The sequence below is a fragment of the Acinetobacter sp. NCu2D-2 genome, assembly GCF_001647675.1.
GTDB lineage: Bacteria > Pseudomonadota > Gammaproteobacteria > Pseudomonadales > Moraxellaceae > Acinetobacter.
The window spans coordinates 572494-589094 of sequence record NZ_CP015594.1 but is presented as its reverse complement, the minus strand read 5'-3'; the positions used below and the strand labels follow the sequence as shown (position 1 = coordinate 589094).

17 protein-coding genes are annotated in these 16601 nt (G+C 40.7%); 6 read left to right on the top strand and 11 right to left on the bottom strand.

The window, feature by feature from the left end; all coding sequences use genetic code 11:
• Positions 1 to 33: 33 nt before the first annotated feature.
• Positions 34 to 726, bottom strand: a complete 693-nt coding sequence (locus tag A3K93_RS02740) for a YggS family pyridoxal phosphate-dependent enzyme (RefSeq protein WP_067728714.1) — start codon at positions 724 to 726, stop codon at positions 34 to 36.
• A 122-nt stretch (positions 727 to 848) separates the two neighbouring features.
• Between A3K93_RS02740 and A3K93_RS02735 the strand changes: the two genes are divergently transcribed.
• Together A3K93_RS02735 and A3K93_RS02730 are read left to right on the top strand one after the other, a co-directional pair.
• On the top strand, positions 849 to 1886 hold the full coding sequence (locus A3K93_RS02735; protein WP_067728712.1) for a type IV pilus twitching motility protein PilT: 1038 nt from the start codon (positions 849 to 851) through the stop codon (positions 1884 to 1886).
• Between the two features lie 26 nt (positions 1887 to 1912).
• Positions 1913 to 3034 carry a PilT/PilU family type 4a pilus ATPase gene (locus tag A3K93_RS02730; RefSeq protein ID WP_067728710.1) on the top strand — a complete coding sequence of 374 codons (1122 nt, stop codon included), beginning with the start codon at positions 1913 to 1915 and terminating at the stop codon, positions 3032 to 3034.
• Between the two features lie 66 nt (positions 3035 to 3100).
• On the opposite strand, the gene fur is transcribed toward A3K93_RS02730, so the two are convergent.
• Positions 3101 to 3538: a ferric iron uptake transcriptional regulator gene (fur, locus tag A3K93_RS02725; RefSeq protein ID WP_067728707.1), complete on the bottom strand. Its 438-nt coding sequence runs from the start codon at positions 3536 to 3538 to the stop codon at positions 3101 to 3103.
• Positions 3539 to 3650: 112 nt separating this feature from the next.
• On the opposite strand from fur, the gene A3K93_RS02720 reads away from it, so the two are divergent.
• Positions 3651 to 4049 (top strand): outer membrane protein assembly factor BamE, encoded by a 399-nt coding sequence (locus A3K93_RS02720; protein WP_067728705.1) that lies wholly within the window; start codon positions 3651 to 3653, stop codon positions 4047 to 4049.
• Positions 4050 to 4137: 88 nt separating this feature from the next.
• On the opposite strand, the gene A3K93_RS02715 is transcribed toward A3K93_RS02720, so the two are convergent.
• The 9 genes from A3K93_RS02715 to A3K93_RS02675 all read right to left on the bottom strand — a co-directional run bounded on the left by A3K93_RS02715 (position 4138) and on the right by A3K93_RS02675 (position 13405).
• Complete coding sequence (locus tag A3K93_RS02715) at positions 4138 to 4482, bottom strand: RnfH family protein (RefSeq protein ID WP_067728703.1); 345 nt, start codon at positions 4480 to 4482, stop codon at positions 4138 to 4140.
• Entirely contained in the window at positions 4482 to 5561 is a 1080-nt protein-coding gene (locus tag A3K93_RS02710; RefSeq protein ID WP_067728701.1) for a hypothetical protein, read from the bottom strand. Before A3K93_RS02710 ends, A3K93_RS02715 begins: the two co-directional genes overlap by 1 nt.
• A 142-nt stretch (positions 5562 to 5703) precedes the next feature.
• The gene (locus A3K93_RS02705) at positions 5704 to 6159 is read right to left on the bottom strand and encodes a bacteriohemerythrin (protein ID WP_067728699.1); all 456 of its coding nucleotides are present in this window, start codon (positions 6157 to 6159) and stop codon (positions 5704 to 5706) included.
• Positions 6160 to 6429: 270 nt separating this feature from the next.
• Positions 6430 to 7278, bottom strand: coding sequence for a class II glutamine amidotransferase (locus tag A3K93_RS02700; protein WP_067728697.1), 849 nt, complete (start codon positions 7276 to 7278; stop codon positions 6430 to 6432).
• A gap of 223 nt (positions 7279 to 7501) precedes the next feature.
• The gene (argB, locus tag A3K93_RS02695; protein WP_067728695.1) at positions 7502 to 8404 is read right to left on the bottom strand and encodes an acetylglutamate kinase; all 903 of its coding nucleotides are present in this window, start codon (positions 8402 to 8404) and stop codon (positions 7502 to 7504) included.
• A 10-nt stretch (positions 8405 to 8414) separates the two neighbouring features.
• Complete coding sequence (locus A3K93_RS02690) at positions 8415 to 9824, bottom strand: phosphomannomutase/phosphoglucomutase (protein ID WP_067728693.1); 1410 nt, start codon at positions 9822 to 9824, stop codon at positions 8415 to 8417.
• Positions 9825 to 10093: 269 nt separating this feature from the next.
• Positions 10094 to 10546 (bottom strand): dUTP diphosphatase, encoded by a 453-nt coding sequence (gene dut, locus A3K93_RS02685; protein ID WP_067728691.1) that lies wholly within the window; start codon positions 10544 to 10546, stop codon positions 10094 to 10096.
• 24 nt (positions 10547 to 10570) lie between these two features.
• Entirely contained in the window at positions 10571 to 12610 is a 2040-nt protein-coding gene (locus A3K93_RS02680) for a UvrD-helicase domain-containing protein (RefSeq protein ID WP_067728689.1), read from the bottom strand.
• A 141-nt stretch (positions 12611 to 12751) separates the two neighbouring features.
• Positions 12752 to 13405, bottom strand: a complete 654-nt coding sequence (locus A3K93_RS02675) for an OmpA family protein (protein ID WP_067728687.1) — start codon at positions 13403 to 13405, stop codon at positions 12752 to 12754.
• A 258-nt stretch (positions 13406 to 13663) separates the two neighbouring features.
• Here A3K93_RS02675 and A3K93_RS02670 point away from each other — a divergent pair, with 258 nt between their 5' ends.
• From A3K93_RS02670 to minC, 3 genes are all read left to right on the top strand, one after another.
• Positions 13664 to 14590 carry an acyltransferase gene (locus tag A3K93_RS02670; RefSeq protein WP_067728685.1) on the top strand — a complete coding sequence of 309 codons (927 nt, stop codon included), beginning with the start codon at positions 13664 to 13666 and terminating at the stop codon, positions 14588 to 14590.
• A 12-nt stretch (positions 14591 to 14602) separates the two neighbouring features.
• Positions 14603 to 15670, top strand: coding sequence for a hypothetical protein (locus A3K93_RS02665; RefSeq protein ID WP_067728684.1), 1068 nt, complete (start codon positions 14603 to 14605; stop codon positions 15668 to 15670).
• Between the two features lie 162 nt (positions 15671 to 15832).
• Positions 15833 to 16546 carry a septum site-determining protein MinC gene (gene minC / locus A3K93_RS02660; RefSeq protein WP_067728682.1) on the top strand — a complete coding sequence of 238 codons (714 nt, stop codon included), beginning with the start codon at positions 15833 to 15835 and terminating at the stop codon, positions 16544 to 16546.
• Positions 16547 to 16601: the final 55 nt, after the last annotated feature.

Here is a 16601-nt window from a genome sequence, read left to right as displayed (position 1 = left end):
TTCCCTCCTTAGAAAAAGGAGGGTTAGGGTGGATTACGCTTTTGCAGAATAATCCCGTGCACCAAACAACGCTGTTCCTACACGTACCATGGTCGACCCTGCAGCGATCGCTTCACTCATATCTGCCGACATACCCATGCTTAAAGTATCCCAATCTTCAGGATGTGCATGCTGCGTTTTCACAGCATCAAATAAGGCTTTGGCATCTTTAAAGGCTGCCGCGTTATTGGGTGCAGGAATCACCATCAAGCCACGTAAGCATAAATTTGGCAGTTGGCTAATCTTTGTAACCAATTCAGCCACTTCTGCTGGTTGGCAGCCATCTTTGGTATCTTGAGCATCAATATTCACTTGTAGGCATATATTTAAAGGCGCTTGGCTTGCTTCGCGTTGACTCGATAAACGCTCGGCAATAATCAAACGATCCACCCCATGCACCCATGCAAATTTCTCTGCCAAATGTTTGGTTTTATTGCGCTGTACATGACCAATGAAATGCCATTCAATATCGAATTCTTTAAGGGCTTCAATTTTATCCAACGCTTCTTGAAGATAGTTTTCACCAAAACGGCGCTGCCCTGCTGCATACATTTCCGCTAAGGTTTCACTCGGATGTGTTTTAGAAACTGCCAACAACTCAACTGAATGTTCATCCCGCTCAGCCTGCTGACACGCCTTTTGGATTTGCGCTAAAACTAAATTTCTGGATTGCTGCAAGATATTCATTGACGGGGTTCTCATTTCATTCATATTTTTTCCCTTGCCGACAAACAAAGTGTTGGTTAAGCTGTGGGAAAGCCTTATTATTCTATCAAAATAAATAACATTTTAATGATCTCGGGGAATTTATGGACATTACAGAATTATTGGCATTTTCTGCTAAAAATGGTGCGTCGGATTTACACTTATCTGCGGGTATGCCGCCACTGATTCGTGTCGATGGGGAAGTTCGTCGTATTAATTTGCCAGTTTTAGAGCATAAAGAAGTCCATAAACTTGTTTACGACATCATGAATGATAAACAGCGTCGTGACTTTGAAGAAAATTTAGAAACCGACTTCTCTTTTGAAGTACCGGGTGTGGCGCGTTTCCGTGTGAACGCATTTAACCAAAACCGTGGTGCTGGTGCTGTATTCCGTACCATTCCATCGAAAGTATTGACGATGGAAGAATTGGGGATGGGGCAAATTTTTAAAGAAATTTGTGAATATCCACGTGGTATTGTCTTGGTGACAGGTCCTACAGGTTCAGGTAAATCAACCACCCTAGCAGCCATGCTCGACTACATTAATGACAACCGCTATGACCATATTCTAACGGTTGAAGATCCAATCGAATTTGTACACCAATCGAAAAAATGCTTGATTAACCAGCGTGAAGTACACCGTGATACCCACGGTTTTAATGAAGCACTTCGCTCTGCACTTCGTGAAGACCCTGACATTATCTTGGTCGGTGAGATGCGTGACCTTGAAACTATCCGTTTGGCATTAACAGCGGCTGAAACAGGTCACTTAGTCTTCGGTACCCTACATACCACCTCTGCAGCTAAAACCATTGACCGTGTGATCGACGTATTCCCTGCTGAAGAAAAAGACATGGTTCGTGCCATGCTGTCAGAATCACTTCAAGCTGTAATCTCACAAACACTCCTCAAGAAAAATGGCGGTGGCCGTGTTGCAGCACATGAAATCATGATTGGTATTCCTGCGATTCGTAACCTCATTCGTGAAAACAAAGTCGCACAAATGTACTCAGCGATCCAAACCGGTGCCAACTACGGTATGACCACACTGGATCAAAGCTTAAAAACATTGGTATCAAAAGGCATTATTAGCCCACAAGTTGCACGTACTGCTGCGAAGCAACCTGAGTCATTCTTATAAGAACATTTTAGGATTGGGGTCTTAACATGGATTTTAACGGCTTACTTGACTACATGATAGAAAAGAAAGCATCGGACTTATTCGTGACAGCCGATGTTGAACCTTCTATTAAAATTAATGGTCAAATCCATCCAATTGGTTCAGTCAAGTTACCAGGTGCAACAGTTGGACAATTGTTGCACTCCATCATGAGTGATAAGCAGCGTAAAGAATTTGCTGAAACACGTGAGTGTAACTTTGCGATCAGTAATGCCAGTCAAACTGCGCGTTTCCGTGTCAGTGCATTTCAGCAACGTGACCAACCGGGTATGGTGTTACGTCGAATTGAAACCACTATTCCAACCATGGATGAGCTAAAGCTACCGCCTGTACTGAAAGAATTGGCGATGACTAAACGCGGTATTATCATTTTCGTAGGTGCAACAGGTACAGGTAAATCAACCTCCCTTGCCTCTTTAATTGGCTATCGCAATGAAAACTCAAAAGGTCATATCATTACCATTGAAGATCCAATTGAATTTGTACACCAACACAAGGGTTGCATCATTACTCAGCGTGAAGTCGGTATCGATACCGATTCATTTGAAGTCGCACTAAAAAATACGCTGCGTCAGGCACCTGATGTAATTTTGATTGGTGAGATTCGTTCACGCGAAACCATGGACTACGCGATTGCCTTTGCCGAAACAGGTCACTTGGTCTTTGCCACCCTGCATGCGAACAACGCCAACCAAGCAATTGATCGTATTATTCACTTCTTTGAAGCTGACCGCCATAGTCAATTGTTTATGGATTTATCGCTGAACTTAAAAGCGATGGTCGCACAGCAATTGATTCCAACCATTGATGGTACAGGTCGTCGTGCTGCGATTGAAATCCTGATTAACTCTCCATTAATTTCTGATCTCATCCGTAAAGGTGATGTGCATGAAATTAAAGAGATTATGAAGCGCTCACGCGAGTTGGGCATGCAAACCTTCGACCAAGCATTGTTTGATCTGTATAAAGCAAAACAAATCACGTACAAGGACGCGCTTAAACACGCGGATTCTCCTAACGATTTGCGTCTTCAAATCAAACTTTCCGAAGAAGGTGGTTCACATCTGCTCAATGCCAATTCGAATATTACGTTCGACGGGCAAACCTAAGTATTTTTTCTCAGCACATAAAAAAGGCTTCAATCGAAGCCTTTTTTATTTTGAAATCTAACTGAATTATTTTTTGCGGAATGCTTCCTGGCATTCTGGCGCATCACAATATCCATATAAATTCAGTGAGTGACCTGTTAATTCAAAACCAAAACTTTTCGCAACATTATGTTGCTCTTGTTCGATTAAATCATTATGGAATTCAACAACTTTGTTGCAGTTTTGACAAACTAGGTGATCGTGGTGATCATCCTGCATGATTTCAAAAACTGAATGATTGTTTTCAAAATGGTGACGCTGAATAATGCCTGCTGCTTCAAACTGAGTTAACACGCGATATACAGTCGCTAAACCCACATCTTCTCCCTGATCGAGTAGAGTCTTGTAAATATCTTCGGCGCTTAAATGGTGCTGACGTGAGTTTTCTAATAGTTCTAATATTTTAATTCGAGGCAGTGTAACTTTCAGTCCAGCTTTGCGTAAATCTTGGTTTGAAATAGGCATGTAAAAAGGTCTCTCAACAAAATTAAAGTTGGAATATGCAACAAAGTTTAGATGCAGTATGATCTATCCTTGGATCAAATGCATCATAATTAATTTGGGATAGTGTAGCAAAATGCAAAAAATCATGTTGACGTTATTCGTCACTTCATTGCTCACGGGTTGTTCGACCTTGGGCGTATACAAAGTGGATATTCCACAAGGAACACCTTTAACTCAATCACAAGCCGCTAAAATCCAAGTCGGAATGAGCCATCAGCAAGTTCGCTTTCTGCTAGGCAGTCCAACGGTTACTGATCCGATCAATCCATTACGCTGGGACTATATCTACAACTACACCCCTGGCACTTACGCTAAAAAAATGAAAATTCCAGCAGCGCAAGGTCAACATTTAAAAGTATTCTTTGATGCAAATGGTATTGTAGAACGTGTTGAAGGTTTGGAAACCATTCCTGCATCACAACCAGGTCTACCAGGATCCAAAGAAGCGATTTTAAATGCGCCCCCACTATAAACTTTTTTCCATTAAAAAACCCCTTCTATTCAAGGGGTTTTTTAAATCAACAAGATTGATTGATTCAATAAACTAAATTCTGAGCAGTTCAATCGGGTTTATGACTACGACCCTGTAAGTTCTTCGCTCGATTACTCTTACCAAAGCGTCCTACTGGATTTTTCTCAGCACGTTTGCGACGAATATCCAATGGATTAATGGTCAAGGCACGATAAATCTCTACACGATCACCCACTTCTAAGACTTTGTGATGATCGGTTAAGCGTACACCCCAAATACCAAGTTGAAGTGGATCTGGCAAAGTGACTTGCTGTGCAATACCACTTTGCTCAATCGCCTGCTGAGCAGTCAAACCTTCTTGAAATGGTACAGCAATGTTAAATTGCTGCGCTTGAGTTGCATAAGCAACCCATACCACTGCTGAAGTATTCATTAGAACAATGACCCTACCACTGAAATAATTGCCACAATAATCGAAAGTGGAAGCACAACACGTACTGCAATACGCCAAATATTATAAAAAGCTTCTGAACTAAAATTCATCGATTTACGCAGATGGCTAATCTTCATAATCCAACCCGCAAAGATGGCATAGATCAGGCAAATCACTAAGCCCCAAAGCATCAGTAATGGATTAAAGATCATGCTGATATTGGGCACAATCCAAAGCAATAAAGGCACAGCCAATACTAACCATTGCACCGCAACATTCAATTGACGTTGCTGTAACTGCTCACGTGCCATATTTAAAATTAACGCAGCAGCAGCCAAGGTAGCAATCGTATAGGTAAATGCAGGAACTTGTGCTTTTATTGCAAAGAAAGCAAATGCAATCACTGCAACCAATTGTGCTAACCAAATTGGTAATGCACGTTTTGTCGCTTGTTCTTGAGTCGAATTTTTAACCAAGCTCGATTGCCAATACAGCCCCATGCCTAAACCGCTTGCAACTAAAGCCAGAACAGTTGCACTACCCCATTCAGAGAATTCAACAGGTGTAACTTGCCATTCTGGCAGCGCTGTTCCCATAACATTAGCGAAAATAATCGAAGCCAATACGCCAAGCGTGGTCACAATCACTAAAATTTGACGTGGTAACAGTGATAAAGCCAGCCCCAATACAGCTAAAACTGCAACGAGGATTGAGCTCGAAATATCTAATGAAGCCACTGCAAGTACGCTGCTTGCATTGGAAAGCATCGCACCAGCTAAGAATGGAATAAAAGCCACGCCCATCCAGCCAACAAGTCGCCATTTTTGTGACGCATCTGCATCACGAGTCAACTGTGACAAAGCTTGCAATGCTGTAGTTTTAGAGCGTTTAGCTAAAGCAATTTCAAGATAGCAAATCGGAAGTGCCAAAATCAGCATGGTCACTAACCAAAGGATCCAAAAATCAAGCTGACGGTCGATTTGAATACCTGTTATTGGTGCGAGTGTCGCAATAATAAGAAAGGATAGACAAAATGCCATCAGCGGCGATAACCATTTTGACATAGCTGTGTCCTGCATGATGCGTTCCTATAATAATCTAGCCGTATTTTGCCTTGCGAAGCACTGAAAATCAAAAAATAAAAAAGCAAACTATAAGACTTATAGTTTGCTGCGCATAAGTAGATGTAGCTTGAATTCTTTTTTTAAACGTTGTTATTCATTATGAGAAGAAACGTGCAAACCAGTTTTTACCTTTTTTAGTTTCTTTTTCTTTGATGATACCCATCATATTTTCTTTTACTGCACCGACATAGTCAGCATCATCGTGTTGGATATGGTTAATCAACCATTTTGACAGCACTTCATGCAGTTCCGATTCAATCGATTGACCTAGCTCAAATCGGTCACGATATGATTCGATTTTCTTGATGAATAAGTCATGAACACGTTTATGCGGTACGCGATATTTGTAGCCCGCCTCTTCTTGAAGAGATTCCTCAAAAGTAAAATGCGATTGAGTATAATCAATAATATTATCAAGGATTTGTTTGATGCGTGTGCGATCTGTATGCGCATCTACGCCTTCAATCTCATTGATATAGTCAAGAATTCGTTTGTGTTGATCGTCAATCACATCGATGCCAGTGTTATATTCCGGAATCCACTTCATTTTCACTACGACCACCTGTTCATATTGAGGAATTATCAAGTAAAATGAAGCATATAGCGTATTTTTAAAAATAAAAATGAAGCAAATTAGTCGACTTTCACCTTTTTGATAAAAAAAACACTTAAGATCTTGTTATTTATATGAATAAAAAATTAAACCCGAGTAAAAAAATAAGATATTTATTAACCAAATCAAGTATTTAATTTAATATAAATACTCCATTTTTCCATTATTTAATCATTAAAAAAGTGGGATATACCCACCTTTGAACAGCACTTAATAAATATCTGCTTGTGTAATTCGTCTTAAAGATGGATCTAATCGTTCCCGTTCTAAACGCTCCACCTGAGTCAAGGCAGAGCGGATATTTCGACCATGCTGAAACAAAATCATTTCACCAGGCTGAAAGGCTATCCAAACTTCATTTTGTGTTAAAGGTTCAGTCGTAATCACAGCAACACGGTCTTCAGCCGTCGTGACTTCACTAAAATCTACTTCTACATCCAAATCAATCAGCTGTGCAGGTTTAAATGGATATTCACGAACAAGCCAATGTAATTTGGTAATGGCATAGCTAAATAATGCCTGTCCATTGGATAAACAAAAATTAAAGGTGCCGTATTCAGCAATTTTCGGAGAGATCTCTAGCAACAAATCAAAAATTTGATCAAGTGACGGTTCTCTATAACCAAATTTTTTCACTAATTGCTCAAGCACATAGCAAAAAGCCAACTCACTATCCGTATTACCTACAGGGGTAAAACGTCCTGTCAACTCAGGATGAAAGTCGTGTAAATCGCCATTGTGAGCAAAGATCCATTGTCTTCCCCATAACTCACGGCTAAAAGGATGGGAGTTTTCGAGATTAATTTTGCCTTGTGTGGCTTTACGGATATGGGCAATCACATTACGCGATTTAATTGGATAGTTGCGAATCAGCTCTGCAATGGGAGATTCGACTGCGGATTGATTATCGACAAATAATCGACAGGCTTTGTCTTCGAAAAATGCAATGCCAAAGCCATCGCAATGGTCTGAGGTAATTCCTGCTCGCTGCGAAAATCCACGAAATGAAAAAGTAATGTCTGTGGGTGTGGCACAGTTCATTCCAAGCAGTTGGCACATTGTCTTAGTTCATCCCATAAATAACGCATAGTCTTATTCTGCACGACCATGAATCACTTTGGCAAACAACTCCTTTAAAATTAAAGTGATTTATAAATACTATTTCGTTATTTGTGCAGTTAATATTTCTTGCTAGCAGATTTTATGAAATAAGACAGTTTTAAAGGCTTGAATTATTTTTGTTATTGAAAAAAGGAGCCTCATTTGAGGCTCCTTTACTTATTTAAGACTTATGAATACGGTTGGTAATCAGTGTTCCTACACCGTGATCGGTAAAGATTTCAAGCAGACTAGCGTGCGGTACACGACCATCAACGATATGTGCGCTGACAACACCGCCTTTAACTGCATCCAAAGCGCAGCCTACTTTAGGAATCATACCGCCATAGATCACACCCGTTTCAATTAAACGGTCAACATCTTGAGTGGTTAAACCTGTCAGTAACTGTTTATTCTCATCCAATACACCTGTAATATTGGTTAAAAGAATCAGCTTTTCAGCACCTAATGCTTCAGCCACTTTACCTGCGACTAAATCGGCATTGATGTTATAAGTATTGCCTTCTTCATCTACGCCAAGTGGTGCAATAACTGGAATAAAATCACTGTTGGTGAACATTTCAAGTACATCAGTTTTCACACCAACGACTTCACCCACCTGACCTAGATCGATTTTCTTCACTGAACCATCTTCAGCGACTTTTTCCATCAATAATTTTTGTGCACGGATGAGATTGCCGTCTTTACCCGTTAAACCAATTGCACGACCACCATGTTGGTTGATCAAATTGACAATCGATTTGTTGACGCTACCACCGAGAACCATTTCTACGATTTCCATAGTAGCTGCATCAGTGACACGCATACCGTCAATACGATCTGATTCACGACCCAATTGTTTCAACATGGAGTCAACTTGTGGACCACCACCATGGACCACAATCGGATTTAAACCGACAGTTTTTAACAATACGATGTCACGAGCGAATGAACTTTCCAGCTCAGGATCAGTCATGGCATTACCACCGTATTTTACAACGAGGGTTTTTCCCGAAAAGCGTTGAATATACGGCAAAGCTTCTGTCAAAATTTGTGCTTTGTCGATGCCTGTTTGCTGATTTGGCATTCGCCTCTCCTTATTGAGCATCTAAAATATCGTGTGCGATGTCAGGAAAATCATCCTCTAACATCGAGACAAACAACTGACGGATTTGATCTAAACGTTCGGCAGTGTCCGCATCAAAACGCAATGTGAAATAATCACCTGTGTTAGATGCTCGAATGATGCCAAAACCATCAGTAAAATCAAGCCGTATCCCGTCAATTTTACTGATTTGTGCAGCAAATTGTGCTGATCGTTTTTCAACACAGGCTAAAACAGCTTGCTGGGTTGCACCATGCGTTGAAATATATAAATCTTGTGTCCCAAATCGTTCGGGATATTCCGCCAATGCCTCATCTAACCTTTGATGGGTTTGAGATAGATATTCCATGATCCGAAGTGCAGCATAAAGCCCATCATCATAGCCACCACCGCGCGCATCATTAAAGACATAATGGCCTGCATATTCACCACCAAAGACCGCTTTCTTCTCTGATGCTGCCAAATATCGACGTAAGAAAGAACTTCCTGTACGAATCATCACGGGCTGACCACCTTGCTGCAATACTGTGCGATGAACCAAGGTAGAGCACTTCACATCATAGACAAATTCTGCATTTGGCTGTTGGTTTAAACATATTTTGGCAAATAAACATAGCAATCGATCTGCACGAATAATCTTTCCATGAGCATCGACCAACACCAGCCGATCACCATCGCCATCTAGCGCCATACCAAAGTCAGCACTATTGTCCACCACAGCCTTTTGCAATAATTGCAAATGCGCATCAACCGATGGATCGGGGGCATGATCAGGGAAATTTCCGTTAGGATCACAGCGGAGTGCAATGACTTCACAATTGAGTTTTTTCAAGACATCCTGTGCAATTGCACCTGCTGAGCCGTGTAATCCATCAATAACCACTTTAAAAGAGTGCGTAATATGGATATCACGGGTTAATTGATCTTGATAAAGCTTTAAAAATTCAGCTTTTGGTTGATGGACTTGAAGCTCAACTTTTTGAAAATTATTTGAATACATTTTTTCAGTACTTTGACCAATTTGCTGAATCGTATCTGGACAAGGCGGTAAATTCTGTACAATCCATTTAATCCCATTGTCATCTTTAGGATTATGACTGGCTGTGACCATGATGCCATTGCCATCAAATTCCTTCGCAATGCTGTACAACATTGGACTTGAGCAACAACCAATAATACTGACATCAAGTTGATATTGTTTAAAAATATTCTCAATCAATGCTGCATAAGCTGGACTATATAACCGCGCATCGTAACCGACAGCAACGCGTGTCTGACCCGCAGCCACATATTGCTGAGCTAAAGCGTGTGCGATGGCTTCAATCACTCCCTCATTGAGTAGGCTGACTTTGCCACGAATATCATAAGCACGAAAAATATGGAGTGGGAATACGGCGTTCATGGTTCCCGTAACTGAGCTAACATAGTGATTTCAACTAATTGGATGGAGAGATCGTTCAATAAAATGCACACGCTTGAAACATTGTTGTTGTTTTAAGACCAAATATTTTTAGCCGATTTAGCGTTGATAATCAATTAAAAAGCGTAAGCAAGAAATAAATAGAGTGTTATTGATCAATTTTTGATTGGCACATGATTTTAAGATTTAGATCGTGACATTATTTAACACCATAAAAAAGGGCTTATGACCACATAAACCCTTTTTCGCTTTTAGTTTTTGCCAGTATGACCAAAACCACCTGCACCACGTTCTGTCGCTTCGAATTCATCTACAATGTCGAACTCTGCTTGAACCACTGGTACAAGCACATATTGCGCTAAACGTTCACCTGGTTCTAAGCTAAACGCAGTTTGGCTACGGTTCCACACCGATACCATCAATTCACCTTGGTAATCCGAATCGATCAAACCTACCAAATTACCTAGAACGATACCGTGTTTATGTCCTAAGCCTGAACGCGGCAAAATCAAACCTGCAAAGTTTGAATCTTCGATATAAATAGATAAACCAGTTTTCACTAAAACAGTTTGACCAGGTTCAATCACTGTCGTTTCAGTTACGCAAGCGCGTAAATCTAAACCTGCTGAACCCGTTGTTGCATAAGTCGGCATTGGCCATTCATTGCCAAGACGTGAATCAAGGACTTTAACCTGAACTTTCATAGAAATATTCCTAGTGTGTAATCTTTAGCGCTTAATCAGCGCACGTAAATTGTCTAAATAATGCTGTGCTTGTTGTTTTGGATCGATATTACCTGCCAGTTTTTTCTTACGACCTAACCACTCCAGTTCGTCTTCAGGCAGTTCATCCAAGAAACGACTTGGCGTCATTTGTTTCATTTGTCCGCCCGCCTTGCGTTGCTCTGCAAGAGTAATGGTCAAACCCTGACGTGCACGGGTAATGCCTACATACATTAGACGGCGTTCTTCTTCGACAGTGTCAGCAGCGATTGAGTTTTTATGCGGCAGAATTTCTTCTTCCAAACCAATCAAATACACATAAGGGAACTCAAGACCTTTCGATGCATGTAGGGTCAATAAATTCACTTTATCGGTATCTTCTTCTTCCTGTTGTTGCTCGAGCATATCGAGCAGCACCATTTTACGAATCACGCTTTCAATGTTTTTCTCATCCACATCTTCTGCGCGATTAATCAAGCTCTGAATACTGCTATACAAAACTTCGATATTATCAAGTTTGGTTTTCTCTTGAGCAGGTGTTGCCGCTGACTCTTTAATGTAGTCGATATATCCCGCTTCCATCATCATCTGACGAATGATCGGCACAGGCTCATCATCTTCAAGCAAATTGCGGGTAAAGCCATCAATAAAGTCAGCAAATTCAGCTAGCTGTGTGGTTGCCTTTTTAGGAATTGCCATGGTTAAGCGCTGATCGCCTGCTGCTGCAAGAAGCGATAGATTATTTTCCTGAGCAAATAAACCCAATTTTTCTAGCGTTACAGGACCAATTGAACGTTTAGGCGTATTAATAATCCGTAAAAATGCGCTGTCATCCTCAGGGTTAATGATCAAACGCAAATAGCTCATGATGTCTTTGATTTCAGCACGCGCAAAGAACGATTGACCACCCGACAACTTATACGGAATCTGCATCTGACGCAGCTGCGTTTCTAAAATACGCGCTTGGAAATTACCACGATATAAAATCGCATAGTCTTTCCAGCTTTTTCCGTTCATTAATTTATGCGTAATCAAATCCTTGACCACGCGTTCGGCTTCGTCATCATCATTACGGCAAGTAATGACACGGATGACTTCACCATGACCTTTATCCGACCATAATTTTTTATCAAAAATATGTGGATTATGTCCAATAACCGTATTGGCAGCTTTCAAAATACGGCTAGTTGAACGATAGTTTTGTTCAAGCTTAATGACTTTTAAATTACGGAAATCTTGTTGCAAGAGCGCCATATTTTCTGGCTTTGCACCGCGCCAAGCATAAATCGACTGATCATCATCACCTACGGCAGTGAATTGTCCCATGACCCCGACGAGCAATTTCACCAAAATATACTGTGCGGTGTTGGTATCTTGATATTCGTCGACCAATAAATAACGGACACGGTTTTGCCATTTGTCACGGACTTCTGCATTTTCTTGCAATAAACGTGTTGGCATCACAATCAAATCATCAAAATCGACTGCATTATAGGCACGTAAATTACGCTCATACAGTTGATATAGATGGGCAAATTGAACATCTTCTGCTGTTTCGCAAGTTGTATGTGCCTGTTCGGGTGGAATCAAATCGTTCTTCCAATCCGAAATCATCTTCATGGCTTTAGCAATAAGTTCTTTACTTTCTGCACCCGACAAATTATCGCGATGCATTAAGTCCATCAAAATACGCTTGCAGTCATCAGCATCTAGAATCGAGAAGTTATTTTTGAGTGGTGTATGTTTCAATTCTAAACGCAACAGATTCAAACCAAAGGTATGGAAAGTTGAAACGGATACACCTTTACTTTCTTCACGCGTCAATAATTTGCTGACACGCTCTTTCATTTCACGTGCCGCTTTATTGGTAAAGGTCATTGCAGTAATACGATGTGCCGGAATACCACAATGCTTCACCAAATACGCAATCTTTCGAGTAATAACTGAAGTCTTACCTGAACCCGCCCCAGCAAGTACTAACAAGGGTCCTTGAGTGTATTTCATGGCTTCAAGTTGCTTGTCGTTTAACTGACTCGCGAGTGACATAGTGCTTCCTCTTCTAGATTCGGCTCCGATTATAGTCATCTCTGCAGCCATTGCCTAATCTAAAATTCGATTTGACACGTCAAATTTCACCCATAAAAAAACCACCCGAAGGTGGTTTTTTTAGATATTCAATTCAAAATATTATTGAACTGCATATACCGCGATTTCTACACGACGGTTTTGTTCTTTACCAGCAGCAGTTGAGTTGTCTGCGATTGGGTTAGCTGAACCAAGACCTTGTGCATTGATACGTGTACGTGCAACACCTTGACCAGCAAGGTAGTTTGCTACTGATTGAGCACGTGCTTGAGACAATGGTAAGTTGATTGAATCGTTACCAGTGCTGTCTGTGTAACCAGTTACCAAGATACCGCTTTGGCTATCTTCAGTTAACACTTGAGCAACTTTGTTTAAAGTTGCATAGAAGTTTGGTTTGATATTTGATTGGTTAGTATCAAATGTAATTGCACCTGGCATTACAAGGTTGATCGAACCATCTGGATTACGGTTAACGTCTACACCAGTACCAGCAGTTGCTTGACGTAATTTTTTCTCTTTGTTGTCAAGGTATACGCCCGCAGCGCCACCAAGAACTGCACCAATAGCTGCTGCACGGTTGTTTTGACGGCTAGTGTTAGCATTACCTTTAGAAACGCCATAACCAGCTGCAGCACCAATTAAAGTACCCAAAGCTGCTTTATCGTATTCGATGCCACCGATATTGTTACCAGTTGATTGACAACCAGTCAGTGCTACCGCCCCTGCCGCTACCGCTGAAATGATTAGTGCACGCATTGCATGCCTCCTTCTACTTGTGTTTGTTGTCTGTCATTGACGAATAATGCTTAAGATTTCAAGCAATAACCATATATGATTTGTTAATAATAAATCTTTTAGTAATATTTTGTAATGTTTATGTGTAACTAAAACCGTTAAGTTCATCACAATTTCTTCATAGTTTAAAAACACAGCTTTAAACATTGAAAAACTGCTACTATATTGATAAACCTATAACAAAATATATTCGATTTCACTGTTAGGACAGTTTTCATTATGTCATCTGATCGTAAAAAACAACCTGCCTTAAAAAAAATTACACGTGGCTTAACAGTAACATCTGTGATCACAGGAAGTACTTTTTTTCATGGTCCACCTGTCCTAGCACTCGGCCTGACCAAACTTTTTAAAAAGTCACCAAAAGTTGATGAAACCAACATTAAAATTACCAATAGTTGGTTAAGCGTTAATAATTGGCTAATCGATAACGTATTGAAAAATACCCAATGGGATATCCAAATTGATGACAAGCTCGACTTGAATATGCAAGGTCGTTATCTCATGACCTGTAACCATCAAAGTTGGGTGGATACCACAGTCAATCAGTACTTTGGCTTGACGCGTATGCCACTGACACGCTTCTTTACCAAGTGGGAACTGATCTTTATTCCATTCGTCGGACAAGCATTTAAAATTTTAGGCTTCCCGATGATGAAACGTCACACCAAAGAGCAGATTGCCAAAAATCCTGCTTTGAAAGATCGTGATATGGAAGAAGCACGCAAATCGTGTGAACAGCTGATCAGCCAACCCTTTACCTTGTTAAATTATTTAGAAGGTACACGTTTTACCGCTGAAAAACATGAGCAACAAAAATCACCCTATAAGCACTTACTCAAACCTAAAGCAGGTGGACTTGCATTAGCATTAAATATTTTGGGTGACAAAATTGATGCACTTGTCGACATGACCATTGTGTATCCTGATGGAGTACCAGGTTATGGTGAATTTTGGCTCGGTGAAGTACCCCGTATTTCAGTTAATTTAAGAAAGATCGAGATTCCATCTTGGGTTTTAGGCGGCAACTATGAGGATGATCCTGATTTCCGTGCCAAATTCCAACAATGGGTCGATGATCTTTGGACTGAAAAAGATCAACTGATTGAGCAAATGAAACACGACCTGCAACAAAAAGCTCAATAGTGTGTTCATTTTATGATTAATTCGACAGAGTCCAAAAGCAGCGCAACCACCTCAAAGTTTTTCGAGAAAGGCTCTTGGGGTTGGAAAATTGCCTTAGTCTATGACATTTTTATGATGGTATTGATTATTATCAATCTCATCTGTTTAAGTGCGAATGCCATTTTACTGAGTGATTTTGGACACTGGTTATTTGAATTTATCCGATTACCTGAAATTTTAGAATTCTATAAGACTGAATTACGACCTTGGGTTATCCGTACAGAAGGTTGGTTTACAACTTTTCTTATTACCGAGCTTGGCATTCGCTGGTTGATTGCCATTGGCATGAAACAGCACCAACGTTGGTGGTTCTTCCCTTTTGTGCATTGGTATGAAGTTCTGTCGATTCTGCCTCAGCTACGTTTCTTACGTTTACTTCGTGCCGTGGCCATTGGCTACAATTTACAGACCCATGGTTATCAGGTGATCCCAAAACGTTGGTATCGCCGTGCGGAGTTCTATTACAACTTGGTGATGGAAGAGCTGACCAGTCGTATTGTGCTCACGGTTTTAGATGGCGTGAAACGTGAACTCTCGACCAGTACTACGCACAAGCAACTGATTCAGGATTTGGTCGAGCATCATCGTCAACTCTTTGCTGTAGCATTGGCTGATATCTTGCAAGAATCTTTAGGCAAAGAGCTTCAAGCACAGCGTTTTATGATTGCAAAAAATGTAGGACAAGTAGTTAATCAAGCCATCGAAGATACGCCCGAACTCACCCAGCTTTTGCGTTTAATCCCGATTGTGGGTGGCCGGATTGAACAGCAGATACAAAGTATCGGGCAACGTTTAGGTGAAAATATTACCCAAGGCTTAATTGATCCCTTTACTCATGGGCAATATGCCGAAGACAATGCCACGTTTAATCTCATTTCAGATAAAATCAGTCAAATAAAAATTGAGAATAATCCGAAGATTGATACATTAGTGGAATCGGCGGTTTTTGAAACAATTGAAGCCATTCGAAAACAAGTGAAAGTGAAACAGTGGCAACAGTTTTTAGAAGAACATGAGAAAAATCAGGACATAAAAGATTGAAGAATTTATGGTGGGCTTATTAATCATCTTTTAAGTGGCTATTCGCATAAAAAAATGACGCTGATCGCTAGAGAATTAATCCAATTTGCTCTAGGATTTGCACTATTTACAACATTACTTCGACACACAATCAGATTAAGTCAGAAGTACTAAGGAAGAATTATGGCTGACATACGGATTAAAGGCAGAATGGTCAATGCAATACGCATTAGCCTCGATACAAATGATCATGATGTTATCCGCCAACAGCTTGCACCAAAACTTTCTACAGCCTTTCCACCTGGCACTTTGGTGGTCATCGAGAGTAGCGTTGAACAAGAATTGATTGCACTGATTCAGCTATTGATTAGTCTTGATGTCCAACCTATGGCCGTGACTGAAGGCTTACTCGGCGATCAAGCACGTGCGATTCAGTTCCCAGTGCTACCACCTGATCGTCAGTTGCAAGAAATTAAAGCCACCAAAGAACAAGTGATTGAACATAAGGTAGAAGCTAAGGCTGAAGTAGCTACAGCTACTCCTGTGGCACCTGTGATTGCACATATCACCTCTTATCACGACGAAATCCTGCGTACAGGCCAATGTATCGTACAAAATAATGGTGACATCATCATTAGCGCAGGCATTAACAGCGGCTCTGAAGTGATTGCATCAGGCAATATTCATATTTATGGCAGTGCACGCGGTCGTGTGATTGCAGGCGCAGGTGGCAATACGGCAGCACGTATTTTCTGCCATGCCCTAGAAGCTGAACTGGTTTCCATTGCAGGCACCTATTGTGTAGCCGATGACATCCCTCAAGATGTTTTAAAGAAACCCGTTCATATTTATTTGAATGATCAGCAAGAGCTTGTCTTTGAAGCTCTGCAATTTTAATGTATAAATAAACACCAAAAGCCCTATTTAAATCAGGGAATTTGAACCATAACAG

Bases quoted from the DNA above. Each gene is read 5' to 3' on its own strand.
- A3K93_RS02740 (WP_067728714.1), bottom strand. From the start codon at position 726: ATGAATATCTTGCAGCAATCCAGAAATTTAGTTTTAGCGCAAATCCAA.
- A3K93_RS02735 (WP_067728712.1), top strand. From the start codon at position 849: ATGGACATTACAGAATTATTGGCATTTTCTGCTAAAAATGGTGCGTCG.
- A3K93_RS02730 (WP_067728710.1), top strand. From the start codon at position 1,913: ATGGATTTTAACGGCTTACTTGACTACATGATAGAAAAGAAAGCATCG.
- fur (WP_067728707.1), bottom strand. From the start codon at position 3,538: ATGCCTATTTCAAACCAAGATTTACGCAAAGCTGGACTGAAAGTTACA.
- A3K93_RS02720 (WP_067728705.1), top strand. From the start codon at position 3,651: ATGCAAAAAATCATGTTGACGTTATTCGTCACTTCATTGCTCACGGGT.
- A3K93_RS02715 (WP_067728703.1), bottom strand. From the start codon at position 4,482: ATGAATACTTCAGCAGTGGTATGGGTTGCTTATGCAACTCAAGCGCAG.
- A3K93_RS02710 (WP_067728701.1), bottom strand. From the start codon at position 5,561: ATGCAGGACACAGCTATGTCAAAATGGTTATCGCCGCTGATGGCATTT.
- A3K93_RS02700 (WP_067728697.1), bottom strand. From the start codon at position 7,278: ATGTGCCAACTGCTTGGAATGAACTGTGCCACACCCACAGACATTACT.
- argB (WP_067728695.1), bottom strand. From the start codon at position 8,404: ATGCCAAATCAGCAAACAGGCATCGACAAAGCACAAATTTTGACAGAA.
- A3K93_RS02690 (WP_067728693.1), bottom strand. From the start codon at position 9,824: ATGAACGCCGTATTCCCACTCCATATTTTTCGTGCTTATGATATTCGT.
- dut (WP_067728691.1), bottom strand. From the start codon at position 10,546: ATGAAAGTTCAGGTTAAAGTCCTTGATTCACGTCTTGGCAATGAATGG.
- A3K93_RS02680 (WP_067728689.1), bottom strand. From the start codon at position 12,610: ATGTCACTCGCGAGTCAGTTAAACGACAAGCAACTTGAAGCCATGAAA.
- A3K93_RS02675 (WP_067728687.1), bottom strand. From the start codon at position 13,405: ATGCGTGCACTAATCATTTCAGCGGTAGCGGCAGGGGCGGTAGCACTG.
- A3K93_RS02670 (WP_067728685.1), top strand. From the start codon at position 13,664: ATGTCATCTGATCGTAAAAAACAACCTGCCTTAAAAAAAATTACACGT.
- A3K93_RS02665 (WP_067728684.1), top strand. From the start codon at position 14,603: ATGATTAATTCGACAGAGTCCAAAAGCAGCGCAACCACCTCAAAGTTT.
- minC (WP_067728682.1), top strand. From the start codon at position 15,833: ATGGCTGACATACGGATTAAAGGCAGAATGGTCAATGCAATACGCATT.